The organism is Nonomuraea sp. NPDC005650 (assembly GCF_040605375.1).
Taxonomy (GTDB): domain Bacteria; phylum Actinomycetota; class Actinomycetes; order Streptosporangiales; family Streptosporangiaceae; genus Nonomuraea.
Window position 1 is genome coordinate 67,194 of record NZ_JBEXCR010000052.1, and the last position, 20,118, is coordinate 87,311.

19 protein-coding genes are annotated in these 20,118 nt (G+C 71.2%); 13 read left to right on the forward strand and 6 right to left on the reverse strand.

The window, feature by feature from the left end:
* Positions 1-49: 49 nt before the first annotated feature.
* Complete coding sequence (locus tag ABZS69_RS55720) at positions 50-1,504, reverse strand: MFS transporter (protein ID WP_355389557.1); 1,455 nt, start codon at positions 1,502-1,504, stop codon at positions 50-52.
* A gap of 101 nt (positions 1,505-1,605) precedes the next feature.
* Between ABZS69_RS55720 and ABZS69_RS55725 the strand changes: the two genes are divergently transcribed.
* Positions 1,606-2,037, forward strand: a complete 432-nt coding sequence (locus ABZS69_RS55725) for a MarR family transcriptional regulator (protein ID WP_355389559.1) — start codon at positions 1,606-1,608, stop codon at positions 2,035-2,037.
* Positions 2,038-2,167: 130 nt separating this feature from the next.
* On the opposite strand, the gene ABZS69_RS55730 is transcribed toward ABZS69_RS55725, so the two are convergent.
* Both ABZS69_RS55730 and ABZS69_RS55735 read right to left on the reverse strand, forming a co-directional pair.
* On the reverse strand, positions 2,168-3,229 hold the full coding sequence (locus ABZS69_RS55730; RefSeq protein WP_355389561.1) for an alcohol dehydrogenase catalytic domain-containing protein: 1,062 nt from the start codon (positions 3,227-3,229) through the stop codon (positions 2,168-2,170).
* Positions 3,230-3,534: 305 nt separating this feature from the next.
* Positions 3,535-4,740, reverse strand: a complete 1,206-nt coding sequence (locus ABZS69_RS55735) for a mandelate racemase/muconate lactonizing enzyme family protein (RefSeq protein ID WP_355389563.1) — start codon at positions 4,738-4,740, stop codon at positions 3,535-3,537.
* A 126-nt stretch (positions 4,741-4,866) separates the two neighbouring features.
* On the opposite strand from ABZS69_RS55735, the gene ABZS69_RS55740 reads away from it, so the two are divergent.
* From ABZS69_RS55740 to ABZS69_RS55765, 6 genes are read left to right on the forward strand one after another with little or no spacing between them, the layout of a single operon-like run.
* A complete protein-coding gene (locus ABZS69_RS55740; RefSeq protein WP_355389565.1) occupies positions 4,867-6,009 on the forward strand; it encodes a cellulase-like family protein in 1,143 nt (380 codons plus the stop codon).
* Positions 6,002-7,285: an extracellular solute-binding protein gene (locus tag ABZS69_RS55745; RefSeq protein ID WP_355389567.1), complete on the forward strand. Its 1,284-nt coding sequence runs from the start codon at positions 6,002-6,004 to the stop codon at positions 7,283-7,285. Before ABZS69_RS55740 ends, ABZS69_RS55745 begins: the two co-directional genes overlap by 8 nt.
* Positions 7,282-8,154 (forward strand): sugar ABC transporter permease, encoded by an 873-nt coding sequence (locus ABZS69_RS55750; protein ID WP_355389569.1) that lies wholly within the window; start codon positions 7,282-7,284, stop codon positions 8,152-8,154. The genes ABZS69_RS55745 and ABZS69_RS55750 overlap by 4 nt, the downstream gene beginning before the upstream one ends.
* Positions 8,151-8,960, forward strand: a complete 810-nt coding sequence (locus tag ABZS69_RS55755; protein WP_355389571.1) for a carbohydrate ABC transporter permease — start codon at positions 8,151-8,153, stop codon at positions 8,958-8,960. Before ABZS69_RS55750 ends, ABZS69_RS55755 begins: the two co-directional genes overlap by 4 nt.
* Positions 8,957-10,084 carry an ABC transporter ATP-binding protein gene (locus ABZS69_RS55760; RefSeq protein WP_355389573.1) on the forward strand — a complete coding sequence of 376 codons (1,128 nt, stop codon included), beginning with the start codon at positions 8,957-8,959 and terminating at the stop codon, positions 10,082-10,084. Before ABZS69_RS55755 ends, ABZS69_RS55760 begins: the two co-directional genes overlap by 4 nt.
* A complete protein-coding gene (locus ABZS69_RS55765) occupies positions 10,081-11,025 on the forward strand; it encodes an FCD domain-containing protein (protein WP_355389575.1) in 945 nt (314 codons plus the stop codon). Before ABZS69_RS55760 ends, ABZS69_RS55765 begins: the two co-directional genes overlap by 4 nt.
* On the opposite strand, the gene ABZS69_RS55770 is transcribed toward ABZS69_RS55765, so the two are convergent.
* Both ABZS69_RS55770 and ABZS69_RS55775 read right to left on the reverse strand, forming a co-directional pair.
* Entirely contained in the window at positions 10,997-11,866 is an 870-nt protein-coding gene (locus ABZS69_RS55770) for a glycerophosphodiester phosphodiesterase family protein (RefSeq protein ID WP_355389577.1), read from the reverse strand. The two genes, ABZS69_RS55765 and ABZS69_RS55770, sit on opposite strands and share 29 nt — an antisense overlap.
* A 240-nt stretch (positions 11,867-12,106) precedes the next feature.
* A complete protein-coding gene (locus tag ABZS69_RS55775; protein ID WP_355389579.1) occupies positions 12,107-12,766 on the reverse strand; it encodes a FadR/GntR family transcriptional regulator in 660 nt (219 codons plus the stop codon).
* A gap of 226 nt (positions 12,767-12,992) precedes the next feature.
* On the opposite strand from ABZS69_RS55775, the gene ABZS69_RS55780 reads away from it, so the two are divergent.
* The 4 genes from ABZS69_RS55780 to ABZS69_RS55795 are packed head-to-tail and all read left to right on the forward strand — an operon-like array spanning position 12,993 to position 18,001.
* The gene (locus ABZS69_RS55780) at positions 12,993-14,342 is read left to right on the forward strand and encodes an extracellular solute-binding protein (protein ID WP_355389581.1); all 1,350 of its coding nucleotides are present in this window, start codon (positions 12,993-12,995) and stop codon (positions 14,340-14,342) included.
* On the forward strand, positions 14,339-15,211 hold the full coding sequence (locus ABZS69_RS55785; protein ID WP_355389584.1) for a sugar ABC transporter permease: 873 nt from the start codon (positions 14,339-14,341) through the stop codon (positions 15,209-15,211). Before ABZS69_RS55780 ends, ABZS69_RS55785 begins: the two co-directional genes overlap by 4 nt.
* A complete protein-coding gene (locus ABZS69_RS55790; RefSeq protein ID WP_355389586.1) occupies positions 15,198-16,079 on the forward strand; it encodes a carbohydrate ABC transporter permease in 882 nt (293 codons plus the stop codon). Before ABZS69_RS55785 ends, ABZS69_RS55790 begins: the two co-directional genes overlap by 14 nt.
* A gap of 20 nt (positions 16,080-16,099) precedes the next feature.
* Positions 16,100-18,001 (forward strand): hypothetical protein, encoded by a 1,902-nt coding sequence (locus ABZS69_RS55795; RefSeq protein WP_355389588.1) that lies wholly within the window; start codon positions 16,100-16,102, stop codon positions 17,999-18,001.
* A gap of 3 nt (positions 18,002-18,004) precedes the next feature.
* Here ABZS69_RS55795 and ABZS69_RS55800 read toward each other — a convergent pair whose 3' ends face one another.
* A complete protein-coding gene (locus ABZS69_RS55800) occupies positions 18,005-19,273 on the reverse strand; it encodes an SGNH/GDSL hydrolase family protein (protein WP_355389589.1) in 1,269 nt (422 codons plus the stop codon).
* A gap of 155 nt (positions 19,274-19,428) precedes the next feature.
* Here ABZS69_RS55800 and ABZS69_RS55805 point away from each other — a divergent pair, with 155 nt between their 5' ends.
* Together ABZS69_RS55805 and ABZS69_RS55810 are read left to right on the forward strand one after the other, a co-directional pair.
* Positions 19,429-19,590: a helix-turn-helix domain-containing protein gene (locus ABZS69_RS55805; protein WP_355389608.1), complete on the forward strand. Its 162-nt coding sequence runs from the start codon at positions 19,429-19,431 to the stop codon at positions 19,588-19,590.
* A gap of 72 nt (positions 19,591-19,662) precedes the next feature.
* Positions 19,663-19,917 carry a hypothetical protein gene (locus tag ABZS69_RS55810; RefSeq protein ID WP_355389591.1) on the forward strand — a complete coding sequence of 85 codons (255 nt, stop codon included), beginning with the start codon at positions 19,663-19,665 and terminating at the stop codon, positions 19,915-19,917.
* The last annotated feature ends 201 nt before the right edge of the window (positions 19,918-20,118 follow it).

The window sequence follows — 20,118 nt, forward strand, 5'->3', positions numbered from 1 at the left end:
GGCGGGCCTTTCGTGAGGCTCGCCGGGTGGGGCGTCCCAAGTGCCGGGGTCAGCGGGCGCGGACCTCCTGGTCGGTGTCGGTGTCGGTGGGCAGGCCGGCGGGCTGGGGAGCGGCGGCGCGACGGCCGGGGATGGTCAGGACGATGAGCGCCGCCACCAGGGCGACCCCGCCGCCGATGATGAAACCGGCCCGGAACCCCGCCTCCGACGGCACCGCCACCGATCCGAAGTTGACCGTCAGGTTGGCCAGCACCGCCCCGAGCACGGCACTGGCACAGGACGTGCCGATCGAGCGCATCAGGCTGTTGAGCCCGTTGGCGGCGGCCGTCTCGGTGCGCGGCACGGCGCTCATGATGATGGACGGCATGGCCGCGTACGCGAAGCCGATCCCGGCGCTGACCACGGCCGAGAAGATGAGAACGCCCCACGCGTGGCCCATCAGCGCGAGGGCCAGGAGGTAGCCGGAGGCGATGATGAGCGTCCCGAGCAGCAGGGACGTCTTGGGCCCGCGAGCTCCTGACAGGCGAGCGGCCACCGGCGAGATCGCCATCATGACCAGCCCGGCCGGGGCCATCCACAGTCCGGCCTCGACCATCGACCGGCCCAGGCCGTACCCGGTGGCCTCGGGCAGTTGCAGCAGTTGCGGCGTGATCAGCGACATCGCGTACATGGCGAAGCCGATGACGATGGAGGCCAGGTTGGTCAGCAGCACCTGGCGGCGCGCGCTGGTGCGCAGGTCGATCAGGGGGGCGGACACGCGCATCTCCCACCATCCCCACAGCAGCAGGATCACCGCCGAGGCCGCGAACATGCCGAGCGTGATGCCGCTCGTCCAGCCCCAGTCGCTGCCCTTGGAGACCGGCAGCAGGAACAGGGCCAGTCCGGCCGCCAGTCCCACCGCCCCCACGAAGTCGAACCGTCCCGGCGACTTGACCGGCGACTCCGGTACGACGATGAAGATGAGCACGCACATCACGAGGCCGAGCGCGGCGGCCCCCCAGAACAGCGCGTGCCAGCTCACGTACTGGGCGACGAGCGCGGCGGCGGGCAGGCCGAGCGCTCCGCCCACGCCGAGCGAGGAGCTCATGAGTCCGATGGCCGAGCCGAGCCGTTGCGGCGGCAGCACGTCCCGCATGATGGCGATGCCCAGCGGGATCACGCCCATCCCGAGCCCCTGCAGCGCGCGGCCGATCACCATGGGGGTCAGCGAGTTGGCGGGGGCGCACACCAGGGAGCCGAGGGCCAGCAGGACCGCGCTGACGATCATGACGCGGCGCTTGCCGTACAGGTCGCCGAGCCGCCCCGAGACTGGCATGGCGACCGCGCCGGCCAGGAGGGTCGCGGTGATGGCCCAGAACGCGTTGGCGGCCGTGGTGTGCAGAAGAACCGGCAGGGTCGCGATCAGCGGCACCATCAGGGTCTGCATCAGCGAGACCGTGATGCCCGCCGCCGCCAGGACGCTGATGATCGCCCCACTGGACTGTGCGGCACGCGTTGAACTCATGAGTCCCCCGTATCTCGCAAAATTATATGCACGATGCATATGGTATGTATCCTACACATCCCCATATAGACGGATATTCTGAGCGCCGTTGGGAGGTATCCATGCGCGAGGAGATCGTTGACATCGAGCGCGAGCTCATGCTCATCGGCCGATACAAGGAGCTGGCGTCCATGTCCGCGCCTCCATCTGAACGTCGGTTGGAACGCGGCAGCAGTTACATCCTGCTCAGCCGGCTCGAGGCCGAGGGGCCGATGTCGATCGGCCAACTCGCGCAGGCGTTCAGCCTCGACACCTCCACCGTCAACCGGCAGACCGCCGTCCTCCTCCGCGAGGGACTCGCCGAACGCATCCCCGACCCCGAGGGCGGGATGGCCCGCAAGCTCCGCATCACCGAGGAAGGGTTGCGGCGCGTCGCCGGGGAGCGCGAGTACCGGCTCCACGGCCTGGCCACGGTCCTGAAGGACTGGACCCCGGAGGAACTGGCCGCGTTCGCCCGAGGCCTGACGCACTTCAACGCCAGCATCGAGCACTGACCCCGGGCACCGCCCCGCCCACTGCCCGGGGACCCGCCACACCCGGGATCCCCTGCGGTTGGTCTCCCCTCCGTGGCGCGGGTGTTGTGTGAGCGGGGTTCCTGGCCTGGGCGGCTCGGGTGCCGTTGGTTCAGGTGCCTGTGCCTGCGACGTCGACGATGGTCTTCAGGACGTCGCGGGGCGGGTCGGCCAGGCCGCGACGTACGGCTTCGGAGAGCGGGACGGTCTGGACGGGCAGCCGGTCGACCCGGAGGTGGCCGGCGTGGAGCAGGGTGACGGCGGCGCGTACGTCGGTGTCCCATCGGTGCGAGGCCGACCCCACGATGCGCTTCTCCCCCAGCACCACGTCCAACGTGGACAGGACGGCGGGCTCCGGGGTGACGCCGAGCAGGACCGTGGTGCCGCCGCGGCGGCACAGCGACAGCGCGTCTGTCACCGCGGCAGGTGTTCCCGCGCTCTCCACCACCACGTCGGCGCCACGGCCGCCGGTCAGGTCGCGGACGGTGTCGGCGGCCTCGCCGGGTGCCGCGGAGACAAAACCGCACGAACCGGCCAGCGAGCGGCGGTCCGGGGCCGGGTCGACCGCGACGACGGCCGCCGCCCCGCGGCAGGCGGCCACCTGGGCGACCAGCAGCCCGATGGCGCCGGAGCCGACGACCGCGACCACGGCCCCGGACACGTCACCGGCCTTGTCGAGCGCCCGTACGGCGACCGCCGCGGGCTCGGCGAAGACGGCGAGCTCGGCGGGCATGCCGTCGGGCAGCGGGACGCAGCGGTCGGCCGGCGCCACCAGGTACTCCGCCAGCCCTCCGTCGTCCTGCAACCCGAGCGCCGCCCCGCGCTCGCACAGGGGGTAGTCCCCGCGGGCGCACCACCAGCACCGGCCGCAGCCCAGCACGACGTCCGGCACGACCGGGGTGCCCGGGGCGAGGCCGACGCCGGGGCCGGGGCGGGCGACCACGCCGACGACCTCGTGCCCCAGGGTGAGCGGGGCCGCCCTGCCGGTCAGCGGGTGCGGCGTGACCGGAACGACGATCGGCCCCTCCCGGTACTCCTCGACGTCGCTGCCGCAGATACCGCAGAGCGTCACCGCGATCAGGACCTCGCCCGGGCCGGGGCTGGGGATCTCGGTCTCGACCAGCCGTACGTCGCCCCGCCCGTACCAGCGCAGCGCCGCCATCCGCGTCGTCATGCCCGCACTCCACTCGCCAGGACGCGGCCACACCGGCTCGGCGTCGCCACCAGTGCCCACGTCACGCTCAACCGGACACGCCTACCCGTGTGCGGCGTCGCCGCCCGCGTCACGCCCCGTCGGCGGACGTGGTCGTCTCGGTCCCTCGTCGGTGCCCGCATCATGCGCGACCGGACGCGAGCGTACCGAGCCGGCGGCATCGTCCGTGCCCGTTCGTCCGGGTACGACTGCCCGGCCGCGGGCGGTGGTCCCGGTGGCGCGGTCCCGGTGGGGTGGGCCCGGTGGGGTGGGCCCGGTGGGTGGATTCATGGGCGGGAGCCGGTCAGGCGGGTGGTGACGCCGGGGCGGTCGGTGAGGCCGTCGGCGAGGTCGACGCCCAGCCCCGGCCGTCCCTCCAGGGTGACCCGGCCGTCCTCCACCAGGGGCAGGCCGCTCGCCAGCTCCCCGTACCAGGTGTGGCGGAAGGCGCGCACGCTCTCCTGTACCAGCGCGTTGGGCTGGCTCAGGGCCAGGTGCACGCACGCCGCGAACGAGATCGGCCCGGTGCAGTCGTGCGGCGCGAACGGCAGGTCGTACGAGTCCGCGAGCGCGGCGATCTTGCGGGCCTCGGTCAGCCCGCCCGTCCAGCCGATGTCGACGATGGCCACCCGGATCCCCGCGCGTTCCATCAGCCCGCGGAACGCGCGCTGCCCGGTCAGCGTCTCGCCGGTGGCCAGCGACAGCGGCGTCGCAGCCTGCAGCGTGGCGTACGAGGCCAGGCTGTCGGCCCGCAGCGGGTCCTCGATCCAGTACGGGGCGAAGCGTTCGAGCTCCTTCACCAGGCCGAGCGCGGCGTGCAGGCTCCAGAGGCCGTGCAGCTCGACCATGACGTCCATCTCGGGGACGGCGTTCTTGATGGCGTCGAGCACCTTCAGCCCGGCCCGCAGGTCGGCCCGCTCCAGGCGCATGCCGCCGGTGCGTTCGGCCGCCTGGTCGAACGGCCACACCTTCATGGTGCGCAGGCCCTCGGCCCACAGCTCCTTGGCCAGCTCGCCGGGCCGTTCGAGGAAGCCGCGCAGGTCCTCGTACCGTGACGTGTCGGCCAGGCCCCAGTTGGAGACGGCCTGGCGGGGCTCGTCCTTGACGTAGGAGGGGCCGGCGCAGGTGTTGTAGACCGGGAGGCTGTCCTGGTAGGGGCCGCCGAGCAGGGTGGCGACGGGCTGCCCGGTGGCCTTGCCGAGCAGGTCCCACACGGCGATGTCGATGGCCCCGTTGCCCCGGGTCTCGACGCCGCTGCCCTGGAAGCCCACGTGGCCGGCGAGCAGCCGGCGCAGCCGCTCGGGGCTGGGCAGCGGCGCTCCCACGAGGAGTGGCGCGACGGTCTCGTGCAGGTAGGCCTCGACCGCCTCCGCCCCGAAGAACGACTCGCCGAGGCCGGTCAGGCCGTCGTCGGCGTGCAGCCGTACCAGGAGCACGTTGGGCTGAATCGGGCATCGGATGGTCTCCAGGCCGGCGACGGCGCGGGTGCTCATGGTCCAAGAACGCTAGCTGGTTAGACCAGTACGCCGCAAGGACCCAAGAGAGCCTTGACAGTCACGTTTCGGCCAGCCACGATCTAGCAATCTGGTAAGACCAACATCGGAACGGATGTTGAGACTATGACGTTGACCAACACCCCCCTAGCGATCACCATGTGGGACTTCTCCTGGCTCGAACGGCGCTGGGACGGCGCCGGCTACCAGGACTGGGACCGCGCACTCGACGAACTGGCCGAGCGCGGCTACGACGCGGTACGCATCGACGCCTTCCCCCACCTGGTGGCGGCCGATCCGGAGCGGACCTGGCAGCTGCTCCCCGTGTGGCACTTCGAGGTCTGGGGCGCGACCGAGCCGGTCTCCGTACGCGTGCTGCCCGACCTGCTCGACTTCATCCGCGCGTGCGCGGCCCGCGGGCTGCGGGTCTCGCTGTCCTCCTGGTTCAGGAAGGACGAGCTCGACGTCCGCTCGCGGATCAGGACCCCGGCCGACCTGGCCCGGGTCTGGGACGTCACGCTCTCGGCGATCGAGGACGCCGGCCTCGCCGACGCCGTCTACTTCGTCGACCTGGTGAACGAGTGGCCGCTCGCGATGTGGGCGCCCTTCCTGTACGGGAACGACGCGAGCGCCGAGACCCTGTCCCGGGGCGACGAGCTCGTACGGAACTGGACCAAAGAGGCGATCTCCACCCTGCGCGCCGCCCACCCCCGGTACCGCTACACGCTGTCCGTCTGCACCGAGACCACCGGCGCACCGGGCGAGGACCTGTCCGAGCTGGACCTGCTCGAACCGCACGTGTGGATGACACCGCAGGCCACCACCGACTTCTACGCGGAGATCGGCTACGACCTGCACCACTCCCAGTTCGACCCGCGGGCCTACGAGCCGCTGTCCGGCCCGGCCGAGCGCCTGTACCGGGCCGGTCCGGAGCGGTGGGCCGGCCGCCTGACCGAGCACATCGGGCAGGTCGCGGCGTGGTCGCGGGCGGCCGGCAAGCCGCTGGTGACCACCGAGTGCTGGGGGATCGTCAACTACAAGGACGGCCCCGGCCGTGACTGGGGCTGGGTCAAGGAGCTGTGCGAGATCGGGGTGCGCGCCGCGCTGGCCACCGGGCGCTGGGAGGCGCTGGCGACCAGCAACTTCTGCGGCCCCCAGTTCGACGGCATGTGGCGCGACGTCGCCTGGCACCGGCGCATGACCGACGCCATCCACGCGGGGGTAACCGAGTTCACGCACGTTCCTGAGAGGAACCGGACACATGAGTGACATCCCCCGCCGAGACCTCCTGCGCGGCGCCGCCCTGCTGGGCCTGGCGAGCCCGCTGGCCGCCTGCGGGTCGGGCAGCGCTCCGGTCGGCTCGAAGGAGTCCGGGCCGCAGGGCACGGTCAACGTCTGGATGCACGAGGAGCAGGCGAACACCAAGTACTTCAACGCCAAGATCGCCGAATATCAGCGCCAGTTCCCGAAGGTCACCGTCAAGCCGCTGTACGTCCCCATCGCCAACCTCGACACCAAGCTCTCCACCGCGTTCACCACGGGCTCGCCACCGGACCTGATCAAGGTCGGCGCCTGGACCCTCGCCGAGCGGGCGTCGAAGGGGCAGGTGACGCCGCTGCCGCCGGCGGAGTTCGGGGCGGGCTCCATCGACGAGCTCAAGACCAGGTTCGACACGAACGCCTTCGCCGCCCTCACCTACAAGGACCAGGTGTACGGCATCCCGATCGACTTCAACTCGGTCCACCTCTGGTACCGCCGCGACCGCTTCGAGCAGGCCGGACTCGACCCGGACCGGCCTCCGACGACGTGGGAGCAGGTCGAGGAGTTCAACGCCAAGCTCACCACGGGCTCCCAGGTCGGGCTCCAGTGGCAGCCCGCCGACAACATCTGGGCGATGCTCAGCTTCCTGCCGCTGATCAACGGCCTCGGCGGGAAGATCGTGGACGAGAGCACGGGACGCGGCGGGCTGAGCACCCCGGCGGGCCTGCGGGCGCTCGAATACTACGGCCGCCAGGGCAACCCGCGGCTGAGCGACCCGGTCGGCGCGTTCGGCCTGTTCGCCAAGGGCACGGCGGCCATGCTGGTGTCCGGCCGGTTCACCTCCAGCCTCATCCCGGCCCTCGATCCCAAGGCCGAGCTGGGCAAGACCTTCGACAGCGCCGTCGTGCCGAGCTGGGCGGGCAAGGAGAAGGTGGCCTCGGGCTACTCGTGGGGGTGGCTGGTCGCCAAAAAGGCGAAAAATCCGTACACGGCCTGGCATTTCGTGAACTGGCTGTCCACCTCCGGGAACGTCGACCAGCAGCTCGCCGCCACCGGCCTGGTCACCCCGGCGGCCGGCTGGCAGAAGCTGCCCAGCGCCCGCGACAAGGCCAGCCAGCAGCTTGAGGAGCAGCTCCCGTACACCGACTTCGGCCCGGTGCTGCCGCAGTGGACCGAGACGATGAAGGCGCTGCTCGACGCGCTGGAGTCGGTGATCCACAAGCAGCGGTCCGCCCAGGAGGCCGCGGCCGCCTTCGACGCCGCAGTGGGGCGGATTCTCAAATGACCGCCGCACGGCGGGCCACCATGGCCGGGGTCGAGGCCCGCGCGGGCGCGGGCCTCGCCGCCCCGGCGATCGTGTACTTCGTCCTGTTCTGGGCGCTGCCCGCGCTCGCGGCCCTCTACCTGAGCTTCACCTCGTACGACCTGTCGGGCACCCCGCAGTGGGTGGGCCTCGACAACTACCGCGAGATGGCGACCAGCGAGGAGTTCTGGAGCAGCGTGTGGGTGACCGTGCTCTACACGGTCTTCGCGGTGGGCCCGACCATCGTGATCGCGCTGGTCGTGGCCGTGCCGCTGGCCAAGCCGGGCCGGCTGCGGGCCTGGCTGCGCGGGATGGTCTTCATCCCCGCGGTGATGCCGCTGGTCGGCGCCACCGTGCTGTGGCAGGTCATCTACTCCACCGGCGGGCTCGCCGACACCCTGACCGGCGGCGCCCGCCCGTGGCTCACCGACTCCGGGTACGCCATCTGGGCACTGCTCGTGATGGTCATCTGGAAGTACGTCGGCCTCTACGTGATCATCTTCGTCGCCGGGCTGCAGGCGCTGCCGGCCAACGTCTTCGAGGCCGCGGCCATCGACGGCGCCCGCGCGCTGCGGACGTTCTTCCTGATCACCGTGCCGCTGTTGCGCCGCACCTTCACGTTCGTGATCGTGGTGGCCGTGACCGGGGCGATGCAGTCGTTCGTGCCCGCGTACCTGCTCACCAGGGGCGGGCCCGTCAACGCCACCCAGGTGCTGCCGCTCTACCTCTACAACAACGCGTTCTCCTACTCCCGCTTCGGTTACGCGTCGGCGATCGCGATCGTGCTGCTCGTGGTGCTGCTGGTCTTCGCCTTCACCCAGTTCAAGCTGATCAGGAGCGACGAAGAATGAGAATCCGCCGCTCGCTCACCGTCGTGGCCCTCATCGGCTTCGTGGCGCTGATGCTGCTGCCGCTCTACTCCATGGTCGTGCTCGCGTCGGCGCCCGACGACAGCGACCTGTCCGGGCTGCGCTTCCACGGTTTCGCGCTGTTCGACAACCTCGGCGAGATCATGACCGACGGCCGGTTCCCTCGCTACCTGCTGAACAGCCTTGTCATCGCGTCGGCGGTCTCCGTGCTGGACGTGGCGATCTCGGCGGCGGCCGGGTACGCGCTGGCCCGCCTGCGCTTCCCCGGCCGGGCCGCGCTGCTCAACCTGGTGATCATCGCGCTGTCCCTGACGCCGGCGGTCGTCATGATCCCGGTGTTCGTGGCGCTCAGCGAGATCGGCTGGCTCAACAGCTACCAGGGCCTGATCGCGCCGTTCGTGGCCAGCGCGCTCGGCGTCTTCCTGGTCCGGCAGTTCGCGCTGGGCATCCCCGCGCAGATGTTGCACGCCGCGCGGGTGGACGGCGCCGGCGAGCTGCGCATCTTCTTCCTCATCGCCGTCCCGCTGCTGCGCCCGGCCCTGCTCACGGTCCTGCTGCTGCAGTTCCTGGCCCAGTGGGACAACCTCATCTGGCCCCTGATCGCGGCCAGCGAGCAGGAGCTGTGGACGCTGCCGCTCGCGCTGTCGTCCTTCGAGGGGGAGCACGGGATCGTCTACCACCTGCAGACCGCGGCGGCGCTGCTGTCGATCCTGCCGCCGCTCGTCCTGTTCGCCCTGCTGCAGCGCTATTACGTCTCGGGCCTCACCCTCGGAGGAGTCAAGCGATGACCGACGGCATCCGCATCGAGCGGGTCACCAAGCGGTACGGCGGTCAGGTGCTGTTCGCCGACGTCGACCTGCACGTGCGCGACGGGGAGTTCCTGGTGATCGTCGGCCCGTCGGGGTGCGGGAAGTCCACGCTGATGCGCATCGTGGCCGGGATCGAGCCGGTCAGCGCCGGCCGGGTCACGGTCGGCGGCAAGGACGTCACCCACGCCCACCCCGGCGACCGCGGGATCGGCATGGTCTTCCAGGACTACGCCCTCTACCCGCACCTCAGCGTCGAGGGCAACCTGGCGTTCGGGCTGCGGGCCCATCACGTGCCAAAGGAGGTCATCCGGCGGCGGATCGAGGACACCAGCCGCGTCCTCGGGCTCGCCGACCAGCTCAGGAAGAAGCCGGGCCAGCTCTCCGGCGGCCAGCGCCAGCGGGTCGCGCTCGGGCGCGCCATGATCCGGGAGCCGGCCGCCTACCTCATGGACGAGCCGCTGTCGAACCTGGACGCCGCGCTGCGCGTGCAGATGCGGGCCGAGCTGATCGAGTTCCACCGCCGTACCAAGGGGACCGTCCTGTACGTGACCCACGACCAGGTCGAGGCCATGACCATGGGAGACCGGGTCGCGGTGCTCAACGAGGGCGAGTTCGCGCAGATCGGCACCCCGGCCGAGATCTACGAGGAGCCGGCCACCGAGTTCGTCGCCACGTTCCTCGGCAGCCCGCGGATGAACCTGCTCGACGCCACCGCGCGGGCGGACGCGGACGGCGTGGAGCTGGCCGGCGACGGCCTGCGCTGGCGGCTGCCCCGGCTGCCGGCCGACCTGCCGGAGTCGGTGCGCGTGGGGTTCCGGCCCGAGTCCGTACGCGTGCGTGCCGGCGACGGGGCCGCCTTCCCCATCGAGGCGACGGTGTCGTACCGGGAGAACCTCGGCAACGAGAGCATCCTGCACCTGCGCGACGACACCGGGCGGGCCGTCGTGGCCCGCGTGCCGCCCCGCACCGGGCCGCGCGACGGGGAACGCGCGACCTTCCACGTGCCGCTCGCCGACCTCCACCTGTTCGGCCCGGACGGGCGGGCGTGCTGGCACGGAGCGAGGCTCGGCACCGGCGGCGAGCCGCTACCGTGGTCGGCATGACCGCTGAGCGCGGGAGGAAACCGTCACTTGAGCACCCCACGGAGCCGTCGGCCGAGCGCCCCACGGGGCCGTCACCCGAGAGCCCTGCGGGGCCGCCGGCCGAGAGCACGTCAGGCCCCTCTGCCGAGAGTGCGGCGGAGCCGTCGGCCGTGACCACGACGGGCCCGCCGGCCGGGCTCGGGAGGAGGCCGGCGGCGACCAGTCCGGGAGCGCTGATCGCCGTGCTGGAGGACCGGATCCTGACCGGACACTGGGCACCCGGCGTGCGCCTGCCCTCCGAGCGCGACCTGGCGACCGAGTTCGCGGTCAGCCGGCCGGTCATCCGGGAGGTCCTCAAGGCCCTGCAGGAGCGCGGCCTGATCGAGGTCTCGCCGCAGCGCGGCAGCTTCGTGCGCCACTACACGGCGGAGAACCTGATGCGGCCGATGAACCTCGCGGCCCGCGCCGCCGGCGTGACCGCCCGCCAGCTCATGCGGGCGCGCGTCATGCTGGAGACCGAGGCCGCAGGGCTGGCCGCGGTCAACGCGACCAAGCGGGACCGTACCGACCTGCTGCGCGTCCACCAGCTCTTCGCCCGGCCGGGCGACGTGCACGCCAGGGCGCGGGTCGATCTCGCCTTCCACGAGACCATCGCCAAAGCCTCCGGCAACCCGGTCATCCACATGATGTTCACCGCCATCCAGGACCTCACCTACGGGCTGATGCTGCGCAGCCTCAGCGACCGCGAGGTGCGCGAGGCCGGCGAGCCCCTGCACACCGTGATCCTGGAGGCCATCCTCGACCGCGACCCCGACGCCGCCCGCGAGGCGATGCGCCGCCACCTCGACCTGGCCGAGGACTTCTACGGGCCCGACATGGACACCAACCTCGCCGACGTCATCGAGCACCGGCTCGCGACGTCGGGCGACGACCTCACAGCAGGCCCCCGCCCGCCCTCATGACCATCCGCATGGCCCGGCGCTTGACGGCGTCGAGGCTGTCGGGCCGCTCGGTCATGATCCCGTCCACGCCGTACGACATGAGGCGGCGGATGACGGGCCGCCGGTCCGTCGTCCACGTGTAGACCCGCATGCCCTGCTCGTGGACCTGCTTGACGTAGGTCGCGGTGAGGCCGGCGTGCGGCACCGTGACCGCGTCGGCGAACTCGGCCAGCTCCGCGAGCCGGTCGGCGGCCGGCTTGCCGAGCAGCGAGATGGGCAGGTCGGGCATCATGGAGTGCAGGGACCGCATCGACTCCCAGTTGAACGCCTGCACGGCCAGCCGCTTGCCCGACCACAGGCTCCGGTACTTCCGCAGCTCGGCGACCACGCGTTTGTCGATGTCCGGGTTGGTCGGATCGTGCTTGATCTCCAGCAGCAGCCCGACCTGGCTCCTGCTCAGCGCCCGCAGTCCCTGCTCCAGAGTGGGCACGCCCTCGCCCTTGAACCGGGCCGAGAACCACGAGCCGGCGTCCAGGCGCTGGATCTCCGCGAGCGTGAAGTCGGAGACCCGCCACGGGGACCGCCCGGGGAAGACCTGCTCGACGTTGGTGGTGCGGGCCAGCGTCGGGTCGTGCATCAGGATGAGCCGGTGGTCCTTCGTCGCCTGGACGTCGAACTCGCACATGGTCGCCCGCTGGGTCCGGGCCACGGTGCAGGCCACGATGGTGTTCTCGGGCGCGTAGGCGGAGCCGCCCCGATGCGCGATGTTGTCGACCTCCCACGGCGCGGCGGAGGCGGCGCTCGGCATGACGGCCATGACGGCCATGGCGGTGATGACGACGGCACCAAGCGGACGATACATGGGCCCTCCTCCGGCCAGGCCCCTACGATCATGACGAACCCGACACGGGCCACTTATGTCGAGTTACGTCGAAAAGTGCCCACTAATGCCAGCAAAGAGCGGTTCGATGCGGCGTGTCGCGGATGTCAGCACGAACTTTTTGCCGACGTGCCGAATACGCCGCCCCGGCGCGGGTTTCGCCGATGGCGTCTGTGGCAGGGTCCTCGGTCGCGTGCCCGGTCGTTGGGCAGCACGACGGCGTTACGGGCGGCGGCGGTTCCAGGAGTCGGTGATGTGCGTGCGCATCGCGGCCGCCGCCCCCTCCGGGTCGCCGGCCGCGATCGCGTCCTTGATGGCCTGGTGCTCGGCCAGCGTCTGGCGCATCACGGCCTCGTTGTACTCGCCGTGGTAGAGCATGCTCGTACGCGCCTTGTCGTGGATGCTGTTGACGACGGCCCGCCCCAGCCGGTTGCGTGAAGCGGCCATGATCATGTCGTGGAAGCGCACGTCGGCGGCGGCGAAGTCGGGCGTGGAGGCGAGGTTGGCCCGCATGACCGCCAGCTCGGCGCCGATGCGCTCCTCGTCGTCGGGGGTGCGCGCCAGGGCGGCGGCCGCGGCCATCTCGGCCTCCAGGGCGGTGCGCACGGACACCAGCTCGTCCAGGAACGTCACGTTCTCGTCGTGCGCGATGACGGCGGTGAGCACGACGTCGTCGAGCAGGTTCCACTGCCGGGGGTCGGTGACCTGGGTGCCGCGGCCGTGCTCGATCCTGACCAGGCCCTTCTCCTGGATCACCTTGACCGACTCGCGGATCACCGTCCGGCTGACGCCGAACTCCTCGCACAGGTCGGCCTCGGGCGGCAGCGCCGAGCCGGGCGGCAGCGCCCCGCGGACGATGTCGTCGACCAGCTGCTCGACCACGGTCGTGCCCAGCTTGGCCCCGCGGACCCGGCGCGGTGGCCGCTTGCCGGGCCTCTCGGGCGGTTGCGAACCCCAAGGCCCCGTCGTCGCGTCCTGAGTCAACGCATCCTCCCGTCCGCCTGAACGCCCTTAAGTGTAAGGCATTGTGAATACGTCACACGTATGATGTCATATCCGGAAACACGGCGTTTACGTACCTCAAGCCGCCTTGTCCGAAGGAAGCCCCATGAGACGACGCACCCACCTGGCGGTCACCGCGGCAGCGGCCCTGCTCGCCGTCGCGGCCTGCGCTCCCCCGAACGCCCCGAGTCCCGCCAAGACGACCGGCGCCGCCGCATCGCGGTACGGCTTCGCCCCCGCCGAGCAGAAGGACGGCAAGCTCCTGGTGTGGGTGGACTCCACCCGGCTCGACGCCGCGAAGGCGTACCAGAAGGCGCACCCCGACGTGCAGCTGGACATCGTCACCTACGACGGCAACGCCAACGGCTCCAACACGCTCAAGACCAAGGTGCAGCTGTTCGACCGGGCCGGCGAGGGCTGGCCGGACGTCGTGTTCACCACGGACAACAACACCGCGTCCTGGGCCTCGCAGGGCGACAACGCGTTCGTCGCCCCGCTCAACAAGGGCCTGCTCGACGACGCCACGCTGAGCGGCTTCGCCAAGGGCGCGCTCGACGTGTGCACCGTGGACGGCACGGTCTACTGCCTGCGCAACGACCTGGCCCAGGTCGTGCTCTGGTACAACAAGAAGCTGCTCGACAAGTTCGGCTATTCGCTGCCCACCACCTGGGAGGAGTACCAGGCGCTGGGCGAGAAGGTGGCCGCCGAGCATCCGGGCTACCTCATCGGCACGGCCGGCGACGCGTGGGCGCCAGAGATCTACATGTGGGGCGGCGAGTGCCCGGCCAACCAGGTCACCGGGCCCAAGGCGATCACCGTCAAGGCCACCGACCCCAAGTGCGTGCGCGCCGCGAAGATGATGGACAAGCTCGTCGCGAACAAGACCATGTCGATGTCGCCCCTGTTCGGCCCCGAGTTCGCCAAGAGCCAGGGCGACAAGGTGCTCATGCTGCCCGGCCCGGCGTGGTACGGCGGCGCGGTGTTCCAGGGTACGCTCAAGACCCCGAAGGGCGAGCTGGCCGTGGGTGACGCCCTGCGCTGGTCTGACCAGAGCACGCCGGTGACCGGCAACGTCGGCGGCGGCACCTGGTGGCTGTCGCGGCACAGCGCGCGCCTCGACGCGGCCAAGGACTTCCTCGGCTGGGTCGCCACGGCCGACGCGTACCAGGTCGAGCTCTCCCCCGGCTATCCCGCGTACACGCCCGCCGCGACCAAGTGGATCAAGAAGCAGCAGGACAGCGGCTACTACGCCGGCGACCTCGCCGGCCCGATCTCGGCCGCCGCCGGGCAGGTGTGGCCCGGGTGGGGCTCGCCCGAGTTCAGCCAGGAGGCGATCTGGGCCAAGACCGTCATCCCCGGGCAGACCGCGGGCAAGACGGCCGAGTCGCTGCTGCCGGAGTGGCAGACGGCCATCGAGCAGCAGGCCCAGGTCTTCGGATACCAGGTCACCAAGTGACCGGATCGAGGCCGCGGCTCTCCGCCGGGCACGTGTTCGTCTCCGGGTACGTGGTGCTGCTGGTCGCGTTCGGCATCGTGCCCACGGTGTACGCGCTCAACCTGGCCTTCACCGACGCCCGCGGGGCCTTCGCCGGTTTCGCCAACTTCGTCAGGACCGCGCAGGACTACCGGTTCGCGGCCGCCGTCGAGCACGTGGCGACGTACCTCGTGCTCTGGCTGGTCACCCTGACCGTGCTGGTCCTGGTGCTCGCGCTGCTGGTGCACCGGCTCACCGCGGGCTGGTCGCGGGCCGCGCTGCGGTTCGTCTACTACGTCCCCGGCGCGCTGGCGGGCGCGTCGAGCGTGCTGCTCTGGCTGTTCATGCTGGACCCGTCCGTGAGCCCGGTGGCCGGCCTGGTCCGCGCGCTCTGGGGCGAGACGTTCGTACAGGTGATCTCGCCGGGTCACCTGCCGTGGATCTTCACCTTGATCGCGTTCTGGACCGGCGCGGGCGGCTGGATCGTGGTCATGTACGGCGCGCTGAACACGATCCCCCACCAGCTCATCGAGGCCGCCCGGGTGGACGGCGCCGGGCCGCTGAAGATCGCGCTGCGGGTGCAGCTGCCGATGCTGCGCAAGTGGATCGTCTACATGCTCATCCTGTCGCTGGCGGCGGGCACGCAGCTCTTCGTCGAGCCGCAGCTCGTCTCCCAGGCCAGCTTCGGCGTGGTGGGCAACGACTACTCCATCAACCAGCTCGCCTACCTGTACGCCTTCAACCAGAACGACTTCAACGGCTCCGCGGCGATCGCCGTCGACCTGCTCATCGTGGCGTTGTGCTGCGCCGGGCTGTTCGTCGCGCGGGGAGGTCTCTTTGACACGGACTGACCCCGCGCGGGCTGTCGCGAAAGGGCTCGTCGTCGCGTTCCTGCTGGCGTTCGCGGTGTTCTTCGTCGTGCCCATGCTGTGGCTCCTGCTCGCCTCGACCAAGAGCCCGGCCGACCTCGTCCACGGCAACCCGCTCTCGCCCGGCTCGCTCGACTCCCTCCTCACCAACTGGCGCCACCTCATGTCCTTCCAGGACGGCGCCGTGCTGACCTGGATGGGGAACTCCGTCACCTACGCCGCGTTCTCCGTGGCGCTGACCCTGCTGGTCAGCATCCCCGCCGGTTACGCGATGGCGCTGACGGAGTTCACCGGCAGGCGGCTGCTGCTGATCGTCACGCTGGTCGTGATGCTGATGCCGGGCACCGCGCTGGTGCTGCCGATCTTCCTCGAACTCAGCTACGCCGGCCTGGTCAACCGGGCGGCCTCGGTCGTGCTGCCGATGTCGTTCTTCCCGTTCGGCGTCTACCTGACCTACATCTACTTCTCCACCAGCGTCCCCGGCGAGTTGCTCGACGCGGCGCGGCTGGACGGGTGCGGGGAGGGCGCGACGTTCCTGCGGGTGGCGCTGCCGCTGGCCAAGCCGGTGGTCGCGCTGGTCGCGTTCTTCAGCTTCGTGACGAACTGGAACAACTTCTTCCTGCCGTACGTGATGCTGCCGGACAGCGACAACTACCCCATGCAGGTCGGGCTCACGCAGATGCTGGCCGCGACCCCCACGTTCAACCCCGTCGTCGGCGCCAACGCCGAGGTGCAGCCGCCCGAGCTGGTGCTGGCCACGCTGCTCTCCATCGCTCCCGTGCTGCTGGTGTTCCTGTTCTCCCAGCGCTTCCTGGTCGCCGGGCTGACCGCCGGCGCGACCAAGGGATGACCGCCTCTTCTAGGAGTTCCATGACCGTCGTGAAAGCGAGCGTCCCCGTCCTCGACCCCCCGGCGTGGGCGCTGGCCCAGCGTGCCCTGCTCGACCTGCTGGACAGCGGGTGGCGGCTGTTCTCCGACCGCTACACCAGGCCGGACGGCTCGCTGCGGTACTCCGGCCGGCTGTCCTCCCGCGACGGGGCGGACGACTTCTTCGAGCCGTTCTTCAACTGGCCGCAGCTCTACCTGCTGGGCGGCGCGGACGACCTCCTCGATCGCAGCGCCCGGCACTGGCACGGCGTCGTCGGGCAGATGACCGAGCTGGGCATGTTCGCCGACGAGTTCGAGATCGGCTACGACTGGTTCCACCAGGGCGAGAGCCTGCTCTTCACGTACTTCCTGACCGCCGCCGACCCGGCGGCCTGGGCCGGGCGGGCGACCAGGTTCGCCGACCTCTACCTCGACCCGGCCAAGGGCAACTACGACCCGGACCGCCGCATCATCAAGGCCCCGCACAACGGCAGCCGGGGGGCGCGCGAAGGCGTGTCCGGCTCGCCCGCGTACCCGTGGACGGAGGCGGAGGCCGCGCAGTACGGCTACCCGCTGGACTGGCTGGTCCCGGACGGCGCGCCCGTGCCGCCGCTCGCCGAGGACCCCCGCCTGGGCGCCGAGATGCGGCGCCGCCTCGGCCGGGGCGACGCGGTCGGCAACCTCAGCGTGGCCGGGCTGGTCTGCAACGCCTACCTCGTCTCGGGGGACGAGCGGTACGCCGCCTGGCTGCGCGAGTACGTCGGCGCCTGGCAGCGCCGGGCCGAGGAGAACGACGGCGTCGTCCCCGACAACGTCGGCCTCGACGGCGTGGTCGGCAGCCTGCTCGACGGGCGCTGGTACGGCGGCCACTACGGCTGGACCTGGCCGCACGGCCTCTACAGCATCGGGCAGGCGGCGGCCGTCGGCGCCCTCAGCGCCGCCCTGGCCACCCGCGACGACCGCTACCTGGACCTCGTCAGGTCGCTGCTGGACGCGGTCATCGCCAGGGGCGTGAAGCTGCCGTTCGACCAGAGCGACTCGGCCAACCAGGGCCGCTGGCGCGCCCACCTCGGCCCCGACGTGGCCGTGCCGACGCTGCTGATCCCCTACCGGCACAGCGACAAGGGCTGGTTCGACCACAACCCGGTCCAGACCTCGGTGCCGCTCGCGCTCTGGCACCACACGGGCGCCCCGGAGGACCGCGCGCGCCTGGACGCGCTGCGCGCCGCGACCGGCTACGACTGGGCGACGGTGCGGCCGTTCCGCGACAAGGAGGAGGCCGGGCACGAGGAGCCCTGGTACGCGTACCTGCGGGGCGACAACCCCGGCTATCCCGAGCGGATCCTCGCCGCCGCGCACGCCCAGGCCCGCCGCCGCATCGCCCTGCTGCTCGCCAACGCCGACCGCGACCTGCCCGAATCGGACATCCACCTCTGGCAGAACGTGAATCCCGTGGTGACCGAGGCCCTCACGCAGCTGATGTGGGGCGGCCCGCAGGTCATCTACAACGGCGGGCTGCAGCAGGCCAGGGTCCGCTACTTCGACGCCGCGCGCCGCCGGCCCGGCGTCCCGGACCAGGTGGCGGCGCTCGTCAGCTCGATCGAGCCCGAGGCCACCGTGGTCACGCTCGTCAACCTCTCCGCCACCGCCGACCAGGTGCTGATCGTGCAGGCGGGGGCGTTCGGGGAGCACGAGATCGCCGGCGTCGCGGCCACGGCCGCCGAGCCGGGCTGGACGGGCCACGACACCGAGTACGTCCACCGCGAGCCGGTGCGGTCGGTCACCGAGACCGCGGTGCACGGCCCGCACCTGACGGTGGAGCTGCCGGCCGGCACCACCGTCACCCTGACCCTGCGCCTCCGCCTCCACGCCTACCCGCCGTCCTACCGGCAACCCTGGGAGTGACGGCTACCGGTGCAGCAACCGCGCGGGCACCGCGTCCGCCAGCGCCTGGTAGCCCGCCGGGTTCAGATGCAGCCGGTCGCCCACGTCATAGGCCGCGAGCATCCGCCGGGGATCGGCCGGATCCCGTAGTGCCCGGTCGAAGTCGATCACCGCGTCGAACGCGCCGCCGGTGCGGATCCAGTCGTTGACCGTCTGCCGGGCCGCCTCGCGGTACCCCTGGGCGTCGTCGTAGAAGCTGCCGCCGAAGGGCGTGATCGTGGCCCCGTACACCTGGATGTCCTGCGCGTGGGCGCGCACGACGATCTGGTCGTAGGCGGCGATCAGCTCGTCGGCGACCCTCTTCTGCGCCTCCTGGGTGGCGTCCGCGGTGCCGAGGTCGTTGACGCCCTCGAACAGGATCAGCCACTTCACGCCGCTCTGCGCGAGCACGTCGCGGTCGAAGCGGGCCAGGACGCTGGGCCCCAGCCCGTCGTTGAGCACGCGGTTGCCGCCCGCCGCCTGGTTGGCGAAGGCGACGCCGGCGGTGCGGCGGTCGGCCTGCAGCCGGTCGAAGAGCTGGTCGGGCCAGCGGTTGTTCTGGTTGGTGGTGGAGCCCCTGCCGTCGGTGAGCGAGTCGCCGACCAGGGCGAGCGCCGAGGTGGCGGGCTTGGCCCAGACCTCCAGGCCGCTGAGGAAGTACCAGTGGTCGACGGGGGTGGCGCCGGTGAGGTCCGCCGCGTCGGCCTGGTTGCCCCGGGCGAGGTAGGAGGTGGTCCGGGAGCCGGGGTGCGAGGTGATGCCGGTGGAGGGCTGGCCGTCGGCCAGGTAGAGGGTCACGGTCAGTACGGTGCCCGCGGCCAGCGTGAGGTCGAGCGGGTCGGACACGACCTGCGCCCCGACCGGCACGACCGTCGAGGGACGGCCGAAGAACGTCACCGGGCGGACGGTCTCCGGCTGGACCGCGCTCGCCCCGGCCTTCCCGCCGCTCGGGAGCGCCACGGCGACGCGGGTGACGGGTAACGGCGCGCCGCCGAACGCGTTGGACAGGCGCAGCCGGAACCGCTTCCCGCCGGCCGACACCCGCAGGGTCTGCCGCACCGTGCTGTCGGCCAGGACCAGGTTCTCCTGCGTGTACGGCGCGGGCGGCAGGTTACCCGGCTCGGTGAGCTGCGGCATCGCCGTCCAGGTGGTGACCCAGTGCCCTTCGGGCGAGGCCGCCCCGTCGGCCGCCCCGGCCGCGCCCATGGCGAGTCCCAGAACCGCGACGACGGCCAACTTCAGCGCCCTACCCATAGATCTGGCCTCCCGAAAATTTCGGGCAGAAATCGAACATTTCGGTAGGGAAGGTATGACACGCCGCCCTCGCGGTCAATGCCGGGGGCGGAACATCCTCTGCAACATCCTGGTCGGGCGATCGAGAGCTGGGCGGCCGCCCCCGCGCCCAGCGGCTGGACCGGTGCCGGCGCGACCTGGCGGACCCCTCCTGCGCGACCGGCCTGATCCGCGCCATCGTGAGCCGCTGGGGCCTCACCAGCGCTCCCCATTTCAGCCGCGCCTTCCGGGCCGCGTACGGGCTCAGCCCGGAGAACTACCGCAGAAAGCATCGATGACCGTTATTACAGCTCCCGCAGTTGACTCAGCCCGTCGCGCCCGTCTCGATGGGCGGCGGGGAGCCGCAGCCCGTGCCCGAGGTCTACCAGCAGACCTACGAGCCACTGGAGACGCTGAGCTATGTGGCCGCGCTCACCGAACGCGTCAAGCTCGGCACCAGCATCATCGACGCCCCTGCTGCATCCGGCCACCGTTCTGGCCAAGCGCTTCGCCACCGCTTCGCCACCGCTTCGCCACCCTCTACCGGTTCAGCGGCGGGCGGGTCGTCGCCGGGCTCGGCCAGGGGTTCGAGCTGTTGGTGTTTGAGTGTGCATGAAGGTGCATGATGTGACTCTGGTTACGTCATCGCCACAGTGCAGACTCGACGGCATGCGTGCGGGTAGTCCTCCTGCTCGCATGCTGCTGTCGCGCCGGGCGTACTCTGCCCGGAGTCCGGCTCAGCCTGTGGAGGCTGCGTTGCGCATCCACCGGCAATCTCGTGCACATGTTCTACCCGGCAAGGTCAACTCTTGGTATCGTTGTGGCCG